Below are 16,734 nucleotides of genomic sequence, written 5' to 3' on the forward strand. Positions count from 1 at the left end.
TTAAATTTTTTACTGATGAAATTAGAGCAATCAACTCAGGTAAAAATTAGCATTAAGCCATTAAGGATGGTAGTAAAACTGAAGGCAACAGTTTAACATTGTTTAGCAATAGTTGCGTTGCCGTTTGGCTGTCTACAGGCTTAGAGAATAGATAGCCCTGACCCCGTTCGCAACCAAGAGAACGCAATTTTTCTAACTGTTCTAACGTTTCTATTCCCTCTGCTACTACATCCATGCCCAAGCTGTGAGCAAGTGTCACTATTGTTTCCACAACTTCATCGCTTTTCCCGGCGTTAATGCGGCTAACAAAAGAACGGTCAATTTTTAAGGTATCAATAGGAAACTCGTGCAGACGGCTTAAAGAAGAATAGCCAGTCCCAAAGTCGTCGATGCACAACTTTATACCATGATTTTTTAGTTGCTTCAGGATTGTTACTTCATAGGTAGATGCTTCTAAAAAGCAGCTTTCAGTAATTTCTAGTTTCAAGCAACCACATGAAATGCCAATATCTTCGACAATTTCTTGCATCCTTTCAACTAGATTAACTTGTTTTAACTGAATTGGCGAAACATTCACATTCATTGTCAAATCAATAGCTTGGGGAAACTGCTGCTGCCACAACTGGAGTTGGCGGCAAGCTTCCTGAAAAACCCACCAGCCAAGAGAGTTGATCGCTCCAATTTCTTCAGCAAGGAGAATAAATTTCGCAGGAGGCACTAATTCGCCAGAAGCGCGATACCAACGCACTAACGCTTCAAAGCCTAAAATATCGCCTGTAGAGAGCGATAAAATTGGCTGGTAGTAAAGGCAAAACTCCTCTAATTCTATTGCTTTTCGCAGGTCATTTTCAAGCTGCAAGCGCATTGCAGCCTGAGTTTGGAGCGCTTTTGTCAATATTTCATAACGTCCTTTGCCTTGGCTTTTAGCCTGATACATTGCAACATCGGCATCTTTGAGTACATCAATGGCGCGATCGTAACCCATCGTACTGAAGGTGATGCCAATACTAGCGCCTGTGAATATTTCATATTTATCAACAGCGAACGGTTTTCTTAAGTTTGCGAGGATGCGATCGGCAACACTTATAACTTCGTTGGCATCTGTAATATTTTCGAGCAATATGATAAATTCATCGCCTCCTAAACGCGCAACTGTATAGGTTTCTGATACGCAAAGTTTCAGCCTTTTGGCGACACTTTTCAGTAATTCATCTCCTATTAAGTGTCCCAAGCTGTCATTAACAACTTTAAAGCGGTCTAGGTCGATAAACAGCACTGCATATAAGTAATCAGAACTCAGGTTCGCAATCTCAATTACGCGCTTTAGGCGCTGGATAAAACAAGCTCGGTTAGGGAGGTCGGTCAGAGAGTCGTGAAAAGCATCGTAGCGCAATTTGTCTTCTTTTGCTAATACCTCTAAATAAGCTCCTTGCAATTCCTGTAACGCACTTTTTAGTTCAGCCGTTCGTTCCTCTACTCGGTGTTCTAAGTCAGAAGTCAACTCGCTCAACAGCAAGTTTTTTTCTTCCATTGTCTTAGTCAAACAACTCATTTTTAAGTGTAGCCTCAGCCTGACTAATATTTCTTCCTGCTGAAATGGCTTAATGATGTAATCGACAGCACCTAAAGACAGACCTTTGACTTTATCAACTGTTTCAGAAAGGGCGCTCATAAAAATTACGGGTATGCCCTTTGTTGCATGATTAGATTTTAGCAGACGGCAAGTTTCAAATCCATCTAGCAGCGGCATCATTATATCTAATAAAATGATGTCTGGGAATCCATATTCGACTTTTTGTAAAGCACTTTCTCCATCTTCTGCTACCCAGACTTCAAACCCAACCTGTTCTAAATAATCGGAGAGTACCGCTAAATTGTTGGGGTTGTCATCTACAACCAAAATTATGTCTTTTTTGTCAAGTTTAAGACTCATGACTTTGATATCCTATACTGGTTAATGAACTCTTTCAGGGCTTTTTCTTGAAAGCCTTTAGATAATTCCCGTAGCTTGTTAGCAAAAGGTGCGAATTTTTTATCCATTTGTTCTATGCTTGCCGATCGCTTAATAATTCCTTGTAGATGACCTTTCATGGCTAGGTCGTATAAAGCTTCAATTTCTGGTTCTGGAGGAGCTACTAGGGAAGGTGAAGGTGAAGGTGAAGGCAAAGAATTAACTACTGTCTTTTCTTCTTCATAAGTCCATTCTATTTGTAAATGTTTCTCTAACTTCTCTAGTAAGATTTCTACTTGTACTGGCTTGGGCATAAAATCGTCACATCCAGCTTGTAAACTTTGGCACTTGTCGGCTTCAAATACACTGGCAGATGTGACTATTATTACTACATTTTTAAATTCGTTGTTCGCGCGAATGCGCCGAATCATTTCAAAACCGTCTAGCACTGGCATCACTAAATCAGTGATAATTAAATCCGGTTGGGACTTGGCTTTTTCCAAACCTTCTTGACCATTTTTTGCCTCTATAATTTTAAAGCCGATTGGTGAGAGCAGGTTACTAAGAACCGAGCGATTTTCCCACTTGTCGTCTACTATTAAAATTGTGGGCTGCCTGCCGATGATGCCTATTATATTTCTGCGGTTCGTTATTGAGAAAAATGCAGCTAATTCTGGAAGTTTAAGCAAGTCTAAATCTACCATAAAAATGCTGCCAAGTCCTGCCTGACTTTTGACATTTATGGTACTACCCATCATTTGGACTATTTTCTGGCTGATAGCTAGCCCTAATCCGCTACCTTCAGTGTTTCCAGAGGTTTTGTTCACCTGCTCGAAGGGCAAAAATATTTTTTCCAATTGATCGGAGCTAATGCCCATGCCTGTGTCTTCAATTTGAAAGCGAATTTTTGTCATTGTCATTGGTGTTGATAAGCGGTGATTTTCCCCCTGATCCTCGTTATTTTCTATTACTTCTACTTGAAAAGTTACGCTACCAGAGTCAGTAAATTTGATGGCATTGCTGATTAAATTAATTAGTAGTTGCCGTAGGCGTTTTTCGTCAGCGCGGATCGCAAGGGGAAGCGCGATCGCAGGTTTGTAAATAAAAGCAATTCCCTTTTGTTCTGCTCTAATGCGGCATATTTCTATTACGCCGCTCAGGAAATAAGGAAAATCAAAATCGGTTGTCTGAAGTTCCATTTTTTGAGCTTCTATTTTGGAAATATCTAAAATGTCGTTAATTAAGGTAAGCAAGTGGGAGCCGCACTGATAAATAATGCGAAGACTGTCTTTAACTTTATCATCTGTGGAATTTGAGCGTTGCAAAATTTGGGCATAACCTAAAATGCCGTTGAGGGGAGTGCGAAGTTCGTGGCTCATGTTAGCGATAAATTCGCTTTTGGCATGGTTGGCAACGTCGGCTGCTATTTTGGCTTCTTTTAATTCTACCGTCCTCTGTTCTACTCTAGTTTCTAAGTCGCTATTTGCTGTTTCTAAAGCAGTAAATGATTCTTGCAATTGCTTGACCATCAGGTTGAAAGAGTTTGCCAATGTATCAAATTCAGCAATGTTTACTACTTCTATTTGTTGGTTAAGTTCTCCGCTAGCTATCTGCTTGCTAGCATCGGATAGCTGTATTATTGGTCTGATAATCCAGCGGGACGTAAATATTCCAATAGAGCTGGCTATTGCTAAGGCTAAAAGGCAGAGTAAAGTGGTAGTCCTAGTATTGGCATTAATGCGTTCCATAAAGTCGGATTCTGGAACAACTATGACGATCAGGAAGTCAAGACCACGATCTGAGATGGGAGTTACTTGTAAAAAATGCCTGTTTCCATTAATTTCAAAGATGTCGAGCTGTGAAGCTTTCTTGATTTGGGTGAGGTTGCTAATTTTTTTTGCTAATAAGTGCTGCATTGTAGCGCGAATTAAAGGGTTGTTGCTTTCGGCTGCTGTGAGTCTTTTGATTGCGGAGCCGTCGGCACTTTGTATAAATGCTTTTTCTTGTGTTGAAGAAGCAACTATTTCTCCCGATTGTTCTACAATAAAAGCTACGGCTGAATGACTGATCTTTAAACTGCGAAGCAATTTACTAATTTCTGAAACTACTAAGGATACTCCCAGATATCCTACTGATTTTCCGGCTTTGTTGTAAACAGGAAGTATGGCATCTGTGCTGACTTCGGGACGAGGTGCAGACCATAAATATAGTGGAGTCCAAGTAGGTTTCTCCGCGACCATACCAACTTGATAAAAAGCCTGCTCTTTAATTTTGTAGTCAGGATTTAATGACAACAATTTAGTGCGATCGCCTTGGCTATTTGTTGTATAGTCATAAAAGGTTAAATTGCCGTTTTTAGAGTATTCTGACACACCAATGTTGAAGGTTCCGTCTGACCGACGCTCTGCTCCTATTGATTCTCCTTGGATGTTCCAAAAATAAATGTAATTAACGGTGGGAAACCTCTGAATTTGTTGCCAAAAGTAGCTCTCCATGCTGCGGAAGTCTTGGGGATTTAATTGGCCAAGGCGGATAGCATCAGCATTGAGTTGATTGATCAAATGAGGCGTTTCTAAATACGTATTTAGATGTTGCTGAATGCGTGCTGTGATTTCTCCGTATAACTGTGCAGCTAAGTCATTAACTGCTTGTTGTCCGTTGCGAAATGACAGCCATCCAGTTAACACGACTGCTGCGGAAATTTGCAGGAGAAATGGCCCCACTAGGATCAGGCGGAGTGGGAATAAACGTCCTTTTTTTGAGCGGGGACGGTCGAGAGCTGGCGGTGTCATAGATCAGGCGGAGTGGGAATAAACGTCCTTTTTTTGAGCGGGGACGGTCGAGAGCTGGCGGTGTCATAAATTAAAAGAAAAGGGCGTATAAAACTGTAACACAAGCTACAGTTTTTATACCCTGGTTATGTTATTCGAGGGGTGGGGTAAACTCTGCGTTCTCTTCACCAGTCAGTTTTACTTAGTTTACTCGTTAGATTATACTAAAAATTTGCATTTTAAATATTAGCTAGTAGAGGAATTGTTCGTTCTTGACCGATCGAGCGCATGGCAATCCCAATGCTAATTCTAAATTAAAGCGCGAACAATTCAAGTTTATCTTATGGTTAAGGTAACTTGGAGTTTTAGGCATTAATTTAGAACTGGCTTTGTGGAAAAAGTCTGGTTCACAAGTTTTAATAATAATAATAATAATAATAATCGGCTTCTTAAGTCCTCGCCCGCTGTTGAGAAACCGGGTTTTTACCGAATTTGAGGCAGGATGCAAGGAAGTATTGTCCCAAATACCGGGTTTCTGGGCTTCCATCCGAAGTTTTAATATCAGTATCGTCAATATCAATTGTTACACTTGAAAAGTCTGGATACGATCGCCTCAAAGACCACTCCCCCCAAAACCGCCATCATTGCACACTGGTAAGGATTCAGGTCAAAAAAGACTTAAGTAGACCTCTTGCGAAAGTGCGCTCGTTCTAGGTAAAATAAAAGAAATAATTAGCTCCCATAAGATGAATTACGAACAAGTACAAAAGTTAAACCCCGCCGACTTTAAACGGTACTGTGGACTACATCAAGGGACATTCAAAGAAATGGTAAAAATAGTCAAAGCAGAAAAAGTTTTTCAAAAAAAATCAGGAAGACCAAGTAAATTGTGCGTAGAAGACCAAATCTTAATGACATTATCCTATTTGCGAGAATATCATACTTTTTTTCATCTGGGAATTAAATGGGGTATTAATGAATCAAATGCTTATCGAATTGTAATTAGAACTGAGAAAGCTTTAATAAATTCAGGCTTATTTAATTTACAGGTAAAAAAATTTATCAAAGTCAAAATGAGATAGAAACTGTAGCGGTGGATGTATCAGAGCATGAAATAGAGCGTCCCCAAAAAAAGCAAAAGAAATATTATAGTGGCAAGCAAAAATATCATACAAGAAAATCGCAAGTTTTAGCCAACACCAAAAGCAACGAAATAATATGTACAGCTTTTAGTAACGGGAAAACGCATGATTTTAGTTTGTTGAAAAAAAGCAAAATCGGGATGAATAAAGAACTTGAACTTTTAGGTGATCAAGGTTATAAAGGAATCAAAAAGATTCATACTAATAGTAGAACCCCCATCAAAAAAACCAAGAATAAAGAACTGAGTCAAGCAGAAAAAGTTTTAAATCGCCTACTGGCAAAGGAGAGAATTATTGAAAATATACATCGAAGTTTAAATGTATTTAAAATACTTTCATCAAGATATCGGAATCGAAGAAGGCGCTTCGGATTAAGATTTAATTTGATCGGTGGTATTTATAATTATGAACTTTCTTTAAAGACTAAATTAGAGTTCGCCTCAGACTTTCGCAAGAGGTCTCGTGAAGAAAAGGTCATTCGGATTATTTCAGCACGTAAAGCAACTCGTCAGGAGAGGGCAGAGTATGAAGGTTGAAGCATTAAAACAGCGATTAAACCGCAACCGTCCAATGACTAGCGTAACGATTCGTATGCCCGAAGATGTTGTGGAAGACCTAAAGAAAGTTGCACCATTGTTGGGGTTTTCGGGTTATCAGCCATTAATTCGTGCTTATATCGGTCAAGGTTTGCGCGTTGATTTAGAACGATTTGAGAGCGAGACAGTAACAGCCTTAGTAGCAAGTTTGAAGCGTCGAGGTGTCAGCGATGCAGTGATTGATGAGGCATTAAAGGAAGTCGTTCATGCTGAGCCCTGTTAATTGTCGCCAGCAGCATCTCATATCAAATCCGTTGACATTGGAATTATTCATCTCTCTTTTCTGCAGACTCTGCGCCCTCTGCGCCCTCTGCGGTTAAATCATTCCGATACAATCGGAATTGATACCATTACAAAAGTCACTGTCTCATAAACGCAGACGCAACCATCCTACTTTGGACGAAGCCGTTCGCCTCGGACAAGAATGGCGTAAGTCTGCTGAATAGCTCAATATCTGCTTGTGATGTATATTAACGTTAGAAGTACCTCGAAGGCTCAACTAGGGAGTGGTAAATGAACCAAAATATTTATCGATTTAAGGGTAATGACCCGGATATAAATCTTGCTAGCAAGAAGGCACGCGAATCATTTAAATATTTTTGGCGTGAGTTGTCATGGGAAAGGCGGCGAATAATTCCTGCGCTGGATATAAGTGCAGTAAAACTTCAATTTTCGACTGGAAAGGTGACGGATTCTGCACCGTCAGTTGAACATATCTGGGTGGGGAATGTTAACTTTGATGGTCGGAAAGTTAGTGGAGATTTATTAAACAATCCGAGATGGATAGATGGAATTGGAGCGGGCGACCAGATTGTGATGGGCTTCAAGGAGATGAGTGATTGGATATATTCTATTGATGGGATGGTTTATGGTGCGTATACTGTTAATGCAATCCGGCTTAAAATGAATAACGATCAAAGACGTGTGCATGATGATGCCTGGGGTTTGGAATTCGGCGATCCAAGAGAAATCCGAATTGTTCCCGATAGCTATTTAAATAAAGAGTCAAGAAATAAGGATGAATATGAAATCGGCGAGCATCCAATGAGTGAGAATATGGCTGCAAAAATTGATTCTGCATTAAGTGAAAATCCTACTATCGTAAATCAAATTGATGAAAATGGTTGGACTATGCTGCAATATGAGGCATTAGCTGGCAACTTAACTCCTGTTAAATTATTATTAAAGTATGGCGCTGATAAGATGATTAAGAATCCGGATGGGTTTGCGGCGATTGATTTGGCAGAAGTCATGAAATGGAATAAAATTACTGATTTTCTAAGATAATTGCGGGGGCTTATAATAGGGAATTGTTTACGGGGCACAAGAGCCGCAACATTTTTGTACAACTGATTTAGGATTGCTATATTTGTAGGGACACGGCATTGCCGTGTCCTATATTTGCAGGGACACGGCATTGCCGTGTCCTTACCAGTAGCATCAAGCAAACTTAATCTTCAAATAATCATCCTCCATCTTCGCCCCCGAAGGTTGCAGCGCCGCTAAAGCTTGCGGCAAAACCAAATTACGGCGGTGATTCCCAATCCGAACATTCAACTCATCTCCCGTTTTGCTCAACTGGATCTGATCCTTAGCAATTCCGGGCAAATACAGTTCAAGACTATATTGATTGTTTTCCTGAACAATCCTAATCGTATTTTCTTTGTAATAAACTTGACTGGGGTCTTCGTCTTTGTAAAGCGTTTCTTTCAACCGTTCTAAAGCTGCCAAACCGCACATTTCTTCAGAATAAAGTGGCACTTCCTTAACTGGCAGTGGCATGAAATCTGAGTGGATTTCCTGACGGTACTGCTCCTGGCTTTCTTTCCACCGTTTGAAAAATGGGTCAGTTACTTCTGCGGGAATAATCCGGTTAGCTACTACTAAATCTGTGGCTACATTGTACAAACTCAAATAGGCATGAGCGCGCAGAGATTCTTTAATTACCATTTTTTCAGGATTAGTAACTAATCTTACCGAAGTGACAGTATTGTCAGTTAAAACCTTTTCCAAAGCTTCGATTTGTTCGTAAAATTCGTAAGGTGCATCCATTACTTCTTTGTCGGGCAAAGAAAAACCCGCAATTGGTCTAAAAATAGGTTCAACTAAAGGTCTAAGGGCGGCTGATATGCCTTGCAGTGGCTTGTAAAATTTTCTCATGTACCAGCCGCCAACTTCCGGCAAACTTAGCAGTCTCAATGCTGTGCCAGTTGGGGCAGAATCGATAATTAAAACATCAAATTCGCCTTCGTCGTAATGCCGCTTCATCCGCACTAAACCGAAGATTTCATCCATTCCTGGCAAGATGGCTAATTCTTCAGCTTGCACCCCTTCGAGTCCCTGGGCACGCAAAACTTGAGTAATGTAGCGCTTAACTGCTCCCCAATTGCCTTCTAATTCCCTGAGAGCGTCTAATTCTGCTCCCCACAAATTCGGTTTCACCAGCCGCGAATCGTGTCCGAGTTCCATGTCAAAGCTGTCGGCTAAGGAGTGAGCGGGATCTGTGCTCAGCACTAGGGTTTTGTATCCCAATTCGGCACACCGCAGCCCAGTAGCAGCGGCTACGGAGGTTTTGCCGACGCCGCCTTTTCCAGTCATTAATATTAAGCGCATTGATTGTTTAGCTCGCCTGAAAGTAGTTTACTCCTATATTGTAACGTTATGTAACATAAATTAATTTAGTGGGGGAATTAATTTGGACGATCGCCCGGACGGACATGGCGCATTTCGGGCTATCCACTAAATTGGTGCAATGTCAATATATGGGTTGAGTTGATGAGGGTGATCGTACTTTCCAAACTGTCGTAATCACTCTTTAAACTCAACTACTTTTCTTTCCCTATAAAAGGAGAGTCGATATTTATCTGCCAATTCTCATCAACAAATTGCAGGTTTTCATCATAAACGATCGTCAATTCGCCAAGATTTTGTGTGCTATTAGGATGCGACGAATCGTGAGAATTCACCCGCTCGGCTTGGAGAACAAATTTTAGTTTAATCCAACGTTTTCTGCCTGTAACACCAATCGAACTGCTGACTAAATCGGCAGACAGGGAACGGGGTAAGATAATTTCTTCATAAAATTCATCTTGTTCGTCCCAGTAACCGCAGAGTTTATAATCGCATAACTCCAGATGCTCTGCTACCAGAGAGTTGGCATCTAGATTTTCTAATACTTCTGTTAAATCTTGCCAAACAGGGTGATTTTTTAACTCAATTATCGTCATAGCTTGTGGATGATTAATGTTCAGTGAAAAAACCAGGGAAGTGTAGGACTCCATCTAGGATTTTTCCGTGAAAGCGGCGATCGCCTCCTTTGCCTAGCACTTTGGATTTTAGCTCGTAGTCTTCAACTTCTGAAGGAACAAGACCAATATTACCGCGAGGGGCAACAATTCCTTTTTCAATCGCTTTTAAATGTTTGTTGTTTTGGTCATACTTGATTCCGAGTTGTATTTGAGCTTGACTAAAAGATACTAGCAGCCCATTAGTTGCTTGATATATGGTATCAGGCTGAATATCTGCCCAGCTATTGGGTAGAGGTTCCATTTACTTTAATTAAAAATATTTTTCAAACATTTGTCTGGACTGGAAATACCAATTGTTTGAGCACATCCAACCGCGAACAGTCCCAGTAATCGATGTGAGAAACGATTAAACTGTCGCTGTTGACTTTCAATTCGCTCCTACCGGCGATCGCCATTTTAGGTTTCCAAGGTAACGGTGCGATCCAGCTCAGAGTCCAGCGAGTGTCTATAGTATCTCCCGACTGCGAAATCCCGTGCAAATCGAGATTTACATCCTGAAAAAAAGTCCCCATAAACCCGATCATTTTGCGGTAGCGATCGATTCCTGTAAATCGATTCACTGGGTCTTCAAAATAAACATCTTTTGCATAAATGCTGTAAGTCTGATTATCGGGAAATCTTTGATAATCGTCTTTGAGAATTTCAACAATGTCCATTATGATTAGCTATTTGCCTTAAATTATTATAATATAGTTTATACCTGCTTGAGAAAAGGCGAACAACTTATGATCGACCTGTACACTTTTACCACACCAAACGGTCGCAAAGTCTCGATCATGCTCGAAGAAATAGGTTTACCCTACAACGTGCACGTCATCGACATCACAAAAAACGACCAATTTAGCCCAGAGTTCATCGCAATCAACCCCAACAGCAAAATTCCGGCGATAGTCGATCGAGATAACGGCATCACCGTCTTCGAGTCGGGCGCTATTCTCATCTATCTTGCCGAAAAAAGCGGCAGATTTCTGCCCACAGACAAACAAAAATACTTTCAAGTTATAGAATGGCTGATGTTTCAAATGGCCAGCGTCGGCCCGATGTTTGGTCAGCTAAACCACTTCAAACGCTTTGCACCCGAACAAATTCCCTATGCGATTGGGCGCTACGAAAAAGAAACCTTGCGCCTCTACGGAGTATTAGACACTCAACTAGCAAAATATGAATACATCTGCGGCGACTATTCTATTGCCGACATTGCTATCTATCCCTGGGTTGCTATTTACGAATTTCAAGGATTAACCCTCGACAACCACCCCCACCTTAAACGTTGGGTAGAAACCTTACAGAAGCGTCCCGCTGTTGAGCAAGGCATGGCTGTTCCATCATTATAAACCCCGCATCTAAATTGTATTTTCGGGCGGGCTAGGAGCAACGGCCCACAAGCAAATTGACTTTTGTGGAACGGGCTTCTAGCCCGTTCTTACGAAATAGCGGGCGGGCTAGAAGCCCACCCCACAAGCAAATTGACTTTTGTGGAACGGGCTTCTAGCCCGTTCAAAAAAAGCCCTCGAACTCATCAATCCGCGAAATGCTTAATAATCGCCTCAGCAAACTCCGAACACTTTAACTCAGGCACCGGCGGCTCCATCAACCGCGCCAAATCGTAAGTAACTTCTCCGTTAGAAATTGCCGCTCCCAAACCCTTCTTAATCAAGTCTGCCGCTTCCTGCCATCCCATGTATTCTAACATCATCACCCCGGACAAAATCAGGGAACCGGGATTGACTTTATCCAAACCAGCGTGTTTCGGTGCAGTGCCGTGAGTCGCCTCAAAAACTGCACATTCATCACCAATATTCGCACCGGGGCCCATACCCAATCCGCCGACAATGGCGGCGGCCGCATCGGACAAATAATCCCCGTTCAGATTCATTGTCGCCAAAATCGAATACTCGGCCGGTCGGGTTTGAATTTGTTGGAAAATACTGTCAGCAATTCGGTCGTTGACCATGATTTTTTCTTTCCACTGGCCGCTGCCGTGACTGTCCCAAATTGCAAACAGAACGTCGGCTACTTCTTGACGAATTTTGGCTTGTTTTTCTGGGGTCAAAGCATCGTATCCGGGGTCTATTTGGCGAGCATTATCTTCTAAGCTAATGTCGGGATTTTTTTCTTTGTTGCCCAAAATCCAAGACTCTCTTTCAGTCACGCACTGTTGGCGAAATTCGGTGGTTGCTAATTCATAACCCCAATCTCGAAAAGCTCCTTCGGTGTATTTCATGATGTTGCCTTTGTGCACCAAAGTTACTTGCTGCTTTTCTTTCGGCAACCGCAAAGCGTGGGTAAGGGCGCGCCGTACTAAACGCTGAGAACCTGTTTTGCTAATCGGTTTAATTCCGATTCCCGAATCGAGGCGGATTTGTTTTTTGCCATGTTCTGGTGTGGCTGGAATTAACTCATTATTTAGGTATTCAATCAATTTTTTGCCGATTTCGCTGCCTTTTGCCCATTCAATTCCGAGGTAAATATCTTCTGTATTTTCCCGGTAAATAATTACATCTAGGAGTTCAGGAGTTTTGTGTAGCGATGGTGTTCCAGCATAATATTTGCAGGGCCGCACGCAGGCGTAAAGGTCAAAGATTTGCCGCAAAGCTACGTTTAGCGATCGAATGCCGCCCCCGATTGGGGTTGTCAGTGGCCCTTTGATGGCGACTCCGTATTCTTTGATGGCGTCTAAGGAATCCTGGGGCAGATATTGGTAAGTACCGTAGACATCGCAGGCTTCGTCGCCTACATAGATTTTAAACCAGTTGATTTTTCGATCGCCACCGTAAGCCTTTTCTACCGCAGCATCCATGACTTTCTGGGATGCAGGCCACAAGTCAACGCCCGTACCGTCGCCGCGAATGAAGGGAATAATCGGGTCATTGGGGACGATCGGCGAACCATCTTTGAAAGTAATTTTAGAACCAGTTGTCGGGGCTACAATCTTTTCGTACATATCTTAACAGCGCGGATAGGAATGTTCCCTATTTTGCCACGATTGTCTGCCTAAACCTCAATCAATCCTAAATATTTGTATAAATTTAAGTGGGATTTTTGGGCGATCGGCTGCCCGTCACTGTGACTTTTGGGCGATCACCAATTTAAAAGTTAATTTAAAAAAGTAACCAAGATAGCAGAAGTTTCTATCAAATCTCCCTCTCTATCTTTCAGCGCTACGGTCGGGAAGATGCTGGAAACAAGTCAGTGGATTTTAGATTCTAGATTTTAGATTGTTAGATTTACTCCCCAGATGAATCTGGGAGGTTGAACCTTAGTCTAAAATTTTGGGATGATCACGACTCCTGTCGGAAAGTTGTATGCGTTTTTGGGCCGGATCAAAATGGTGATTGTAGCCGATGAACGCAAATAAACGCAGATTATTTTCACAAAATTTGCATTTATTTGCGATATTTTTCCTTCTGCATATTCTTCTTCACAATCCACAAAATACACCAGATGACTATAATCACCACAACTATTTTGGAAACCGGGCCGAGATAATCCTCTACAAGTGTATAATTTTCCCCTAGTTTATATCCGGCAAAAGTCAGGAAACTTACCCATAAAAGAGTGCCGCCTGTTGAGTAGATTAAAAAAGGAATTAAAGGCATATTATTGATGCCAGCGGGCAGGGAAATTAGGGTGCGAACTCCAGGTACGAGGCGACACAAAAACACGGCTTTGTTGCCGTGTCTGTTAAACCATCTATTTGCTTTGTCAATATCGGCGCCCGATACTGTGATCCACTTGCCGTATTTGTCGGCTAAATTCCTCAAGCGTTCTTCGCTCAATAATTTACCAGCATAGTACCAGGGAAGCGCCCCCAGAACTGTACCGATTACTCCTGCTGCGATCGCCGGTGAAAACTCCATTCTGTTCTGGAATACCGTGAATCCTGCCAGCGGCATAATCAATTCTGAGGGTATGGGGGGGAAAAGATTTTCTAAAAACATCAACAGCCCTATTCCGAGATAGCCCATCGACTGCATTGTGTTAGTTATCCATTCAACCATTTTGATTCACTAATTTGGTAAGAAGAAGTCAGTAGTCATTAGTCATTAGCCATTGTTCGTTCCCCGGCTGTGCCTGGGAACACATATCTAGAGGCTCTGCCTCGACTCCCCTTGAGGGAGGCAGAGCCTCCTTGTATTCATTCCTAGGCAGAGTCCGGGAACGAGAATACTATGATTAAGTGCCCGAAGTCCAAGAGTTTGTGTACTCAATTTGTTCGGCAGTCAAGGTATCAATGTGAATACCCATTGCTTCCAATTTGAGACGGGCAATTTCTTTGTCAACTTCCACGGGAATTGAGTGAATACCAGGCTCTAGTTTGCCTTTGTTCGTAACTAGATATTCGCAGGCTAAAGCTTGGTTAGCAAAGCTCATATCCATTACGGCGCTGGGGTGTCCTTCGGCTGCTGCCAAGTTGATCAAACGACCTTCGCCCAACACAATAATCGACTTGCCATTATTGAGGTGATATTCTTGAGTGAAAGACCGGACTGTTTTCACGTCGGTGCTTTTTGCGCCAAGGGATTTGAGGTCAATTTCAATGTCGAAGTGACCGGAATTGCAAACAATTGCGCCGTCTTTCATTGTCTCGAAATGTTCGGCACGAATGACGTGTTTGTTGCCGGTAACGGTAATGAATATATCTCCGACTGTGGCTGCTTCGTCCATCGGCATGACGCGGAAACCGTCCATCACTGCTTCGATCGCCCGAATTGGATCGATTTCGGTGACAATGACGTTAGCACCCATACCACGGGCACGCAGTGCCGTGCCTTTGCCGCACCAACCGTAACCTGCAACCACAATATTTTTACCGGCTAACAAAATATTAGTAGCGCGGATAATGCCGTCTAGGGTAGATTGACCGGTACCGTAGCGGTTGTCAAAGAAGTGCTTGGTGTCGGCGTCGTTGACGTTCATTGCGGGGAAAGTCAGCACACCGTCTTTCAACATTGCCCGCAGGCGCACGATGCCTGTGGTAGTTTCTTCGGTAGTTCCGATTAAGTCGGAAATTTGGTTCGGGCGGTGCTGGATTAGCGCCGCTACCACGTCGCTGCCGTCGTCGATGATAATATTGGGGCGGTGGTCTAGGGCTGTGTAGACGTGACGTTCGTAGGTAGCCGCGTCTTCTCCTTTGAGGGCGAAGACGGAAATGCCGTAGTCTTCAACTAAGCAAGCCGCTACGTCATCTTGAGTGCTCAAGGGGTTGCTGGCGATCAGTACGGCGTCGCCACCGCCGAGTTTGATGGCGATTGCCAAATGAGCGGTTTCTGTGGTTACGTGGCAGCAAGCAGCCAAGCGAATGCCAGCGAAAGGCTTTTCTTTAGCGAAGCGTTCTTGAATTTGCCGCAAAACGGGCATTTCCCGGCCGGCCCACTCGATGCGTTGCTTTCCCAAGGGGGCGAGGGACAAGTCTTTGACTTCGTGTTTAATCTTGACGGATGTAGCAACCATGTATGTTATTTCTCAGAAATCATCAAACTTTGTTAGTTTTAGCAGATTAAGTCATCGGCGGGCAAGTGCTGTGATTTTACTCGATCGGGGTCGGCGCTGCTAATCTTAAATTTTGATTGTGTTTTAATGATTAGCGAGCTAGTCGATGGAGTCACCCGCACAGTGAGAGTCAAACATTCTTGTCGGGCGATCGAGCTCAATCTTTTGTGTTAGCGTGGCATTCTTGAATTATTTGACCGAAAGCATCCAGGATACAAGCCCCCGGATTCATCCGTCCAGAAATAAAAAACGTGCATCCGATAAAGGAGCCCCCCAATTTATCCGTGGGGTCAATTCTAAAATCTAAAATCTAAAATCTAAAATCTAAAATCGATTGACACTCTCACTTGGGCTGCTGGCAGTTCGATCGCCTGCGTGATTGCGTTCCCGGCTTGGCTGCCTGCAGATATCATCAGTTGGTTATGACTTGGTTCAGTAGGGATTAGTTTCGCGTTCCCAGACATCTTCAAATACTTTTTAGCGGAAATATTGTTGCTGTTGCACGAATCGTTTCAATTGGGCGATCGGATAATTGTAGAAGGCTTTGAAGGTACTGTTGAAAAGATTTTGCTGCGTTCAACTCAAATTATTAGTGATCGGGGAGAGCGAGTTATCGTGCCGAAGGCGATCGTATTTACCAATTAAGTGCGGGTACTAACAACCATTCCACACAGGCGAACCAACCTGCGTTTAATTTTAGTCCACGATACCGACCTTCCTGAGCAATTTAAACCTTGGTTAAAGCTATTTCCGAAGTCGAAGGCGTTTTGTCCCAAACCACTCCAGAAGTTGATAGTTTAGGCATTAACCAAGATTCTTTGCATCTTATTGTCCCCTATTGGAAGCTGCAGGAACAAGCACAGGTGCGATGGACAAAAACCCTGGTTATGGTGGCGATTAAAGTAGTGTGCATCCGGGCCGAGATTAAAATTCCTCAACTGGTACTGGTGACTTTGTACGATCGAACAATTTACCCTGAGTGAGTTTTGAATTTTGAGTTGGGAGAGGGAGAGAGTGGGAGAGGGCGAGAGTGGGAAAAATCCTCTTGCTTCACGCTTGACTTCTTCCCTCAACACCCATCCGTTCAATCCGTTAAATCCCGTACACTGCGCGTTCCCGAACTTCAACCTGATATCAAATCCGCGCTTCATCGTCGGGCGTAAAATCGAGTCAATATCCAACACTCAACCATCATTCAGTTTGGCAACCCCTCCTTCTACAGTCAACAGTCAACAGTCAACAGTCAACAGTCAACAGTCATCAGTCAACAGTCAACAGTCATCAGTCAACAGTCAACAGTCATCAGTCAACAGTCAACAATTCCGGAGGAGTGCAACCAGAATTGATATGACTTCTCCCTTCTGACTTTTCAAATCAAGCAAAAGGCGAGCCTATTTCTCATTAGCGCGCCTCCAAATAGAATTTTATTTTGTTGTCAAACGTAATTGAGGAGATCGTTCCGGTTGAAACAAA

Annotated in this window: 15 protein-coding genes and 1 pseudogene; 7 read left to right on the top strand and 9 right to left on the bottom strand. The window is 42.7% G+C overall.

Annotated features, from left to right (window positions below; translation table 11 throughout):
- Window positions 1-52: 52 nt before the first annotated feature.
- Together QUA43_RS17350 and QUA43_RS17355 are read right to left on the bottom strand one after the other, a co-directional pair.
- Window positions 53-1,933, bottom strand: coding sequence for an EAL domain-containing protein (locus tag QUA43_RS17350; RefSeq protein ID WP_333375503.1), 1,881 nt, complete (start codon window positions 1,931-1,933; stop codon window positions 53-55).
- Window positions 1,930-4,743, bottom strand: a complete 2,814-nt coding sequence (locus QUA43_RS17355; RefSeq protein WP_333375505.1) for an ATP-binding protein — start codon at window positions 4,741-4,743, stop codon at window positions 1,930-1,932. The genes QUA43_RS17350 and QUA43_RS17355 overlap by 4 nt, the downstream gene beginning before the upstream one ends.
- Before the next feature lie 725 nt (window positions 4,744-5,468).
- On the opposite strand from QUA43_RS17355, the pseudogene QUA43_RS17360 reads away from it, so the two are divergent.
- The 3 genes and pseudogenes from QUA43_RS17360 to QUA43_RS17370 form a co-directional block, all read left to right on the top strand.
- Window positions 5,469-6,283: pseudogene (locus QUA43_RS17360) on the top strand (IS5 family transposase); the annotation flags it as partial.
- 106 nt (window positions 6,284-6,389) lie between these two features.
- Window positions 6,390-6,683, top strand: a complete 294-nt coding sequence (locus QUA43_RS17365; RefSeq protein ID WP_333375507.1) for a hypothetical protein — start codon at window positions 6,390-6,392, stop codon at window positions 6,681-6,683.
- Window positions 6,684-6,973: 290 nt separating this feature from the next.
- Window positions 6,974-7,747, top strand: coding sequence for a DUF2314 domain-containing protein (locus QUA43_RS17370; protein WP_333375509.1), 774 nt, complete (start codon window positions 6,974-6,976; stop codon window positions 7,745-7,747).
- Between the two features lie 153 nt (window positions 7,748-7,900).
- On the opposite strand, the gene QUA43_RS17375 is transcribed toward QUA43_RS17370, so the two are convergent.
- From QUA43_RS17375 to QUA43_RS17390, 4 genes are all read right to left on the bottom strand, one after another.
- A complete protein-coding gene (locus QUA43_RS17375; RefSeq protein WP_333291971.1) occupies window positions 7,901-9,073 on the bottom strand; it encodes a TRC40/GET3/ArsA family transport-energizing ATPase in 1,173 nt (390 codons plus the stop codon).
- A 212-nt stretch (window positions 9,074-9,285) separates the two neighbouring features.
- Window positions 9,286-9,687, bottom strand: a complete 402-nt coding sequence (locus tag QUA43_RS17380; RefSeq protein WP_333375511.1) for a hypothetical protein — start codon at window positions 9,685-9,687, stop codon at window positions 9,286-9,288.
- 13 nt (window positions 9,688-9,700) lie between these two features.
- Window positions 9,701-10,009: a hypothetical protein gene (locus tag QUA43_RS17385; protein WP_242718312.1), complete on the bottom strand. Its 309-nt coding sequence runs from the start codon at window positions 10,007-10,009 to the stop codon at window positions 9,701-9,703.
- Window positions 10,010-10,031: 22 nt separating this feature from the next.
- The gene (locus QUA43_RS17390) at window positions 10,032-10,424 is read right to left on the bottom strand and encodes a DUF2358 domain-containing protein (protein ID WP_333375513.1); all 393 of its coding nucleotides are present in this window, start codon (window positions 10,422-10,424) and stop codon (window positions 10,032-10,034) included.
- 69 nt (window positions 10,425-10,493) lie between these two features.
- On the opposite strand from QUA43_RS17390, the gene QUA43_RS17395 reads away from it, so the two are divergent.
- On the top strand, window positions 10,494-11,102 hold the full coding sequence (locus QUA43_RS17395; protein WP_333375515.1) for a glutathione S-transferase N-terminal domain-containing protein: 609 nt from the start codon (window positions 10,494-10,496) through the stop codon (window positions 11,100-11,102).
- A gap of 185 nt (window positions 11,103-11,287) precedes the next feature.
- Here the strand turns inward: QUA43_RS17395 and QUA43_RS17400 are convergent, their stop codons facing one another.
- The 3 genes from QUA43_RS17400 to ahcY form a co-directional block, all read right to left on the bottom strand.
- Window positions 11,288-12,712, bottom strand: a complete 1,425-nt coding sequence (locus tag QUA43_RS17400; RefSeq protein WP_333375518.1) for an NADP-dependent isocitrate dehydrogenase — start codon at window positions 12,710-12,712, stop codon at window positions 11,288-11,290.
- A gap of 442 nt (window positions 12,713-13,154) precedes the next feature.
- Entirely contained in the window at window positions 13,155-13,769 is a 615-nt protein-coding gene (locus tag QUA43_RS17405) for a DedA family protein (RefSeq protein WP_333375519.1), read from the bottom strand.
- Window positions 13,770-13,944: 175 nt separating this feature from the next.
- On the bottom strand, window positions 13,945-15,222 hold the full coding sequence (ahcY, locus tag QUA43_RS17410; RefSeq protein ID WP_333047387.1) for an adenosylhomocysteinase: 1,278 nt from the start codon (window positions 15,220-15,222) through the stop codon (window positions 13,945-13,947).
- A 501-nt stretch (window positions 15,223-15,723) separates the two neighbouring features.
- Here ahcY and QUA43_RS17415 point away from each other — a divergent pair.
- From QUA43_RS17415 to QUA43_RS17425, 3 genes are all read left to right on the top strand, one after another.
- Complete coding sequence (locus tag QUA43_RS17415; RefSeq protein ID WP_333375548.1) at window positions 15,724-15,906, top strand: mechanosensitive ion channel domain-containing protein; 183 nt, start codon at window positions 15,724-15,726, stop codon at window positions 15,904-15,906.
- A gap of 89 nt (window positions 15,907-15,995) precedes the next feature.
- Complete coding sequence (locus tag QUA43_RS17420; RefSeq protein ID WP_333375522.1) at window positions 15,996-16,244, top strand: hypothetical protein; 249 nt, start codon at window positions 15,996-15,998, stop codon at window positions 16,242-16,244.
- Between the two features lie 31 nt (window positions 16,245-16,275).
- Window positions 16,276-16,626: a hypothetical protein gene (locus QUA43_RS17425; protein WP_333375523.1), complete on the top strand. Its 351-nt coding sequence runs from the start codon at window positions 16,276-16,278 to the stop codon at window positions 16,624-16,626.
- Window positions 16,627-16,734 lie beyond the last annotated feature (108 nt).

This window comes from Microcoleus sp. N9_B4, from assembly GCF_036701635.1.
Lineage (GTDB): Bacteria > Cyanobacteriota > Cyanobacteriia > Cyanobacteriales > Microcoleaceae > Microcoleus.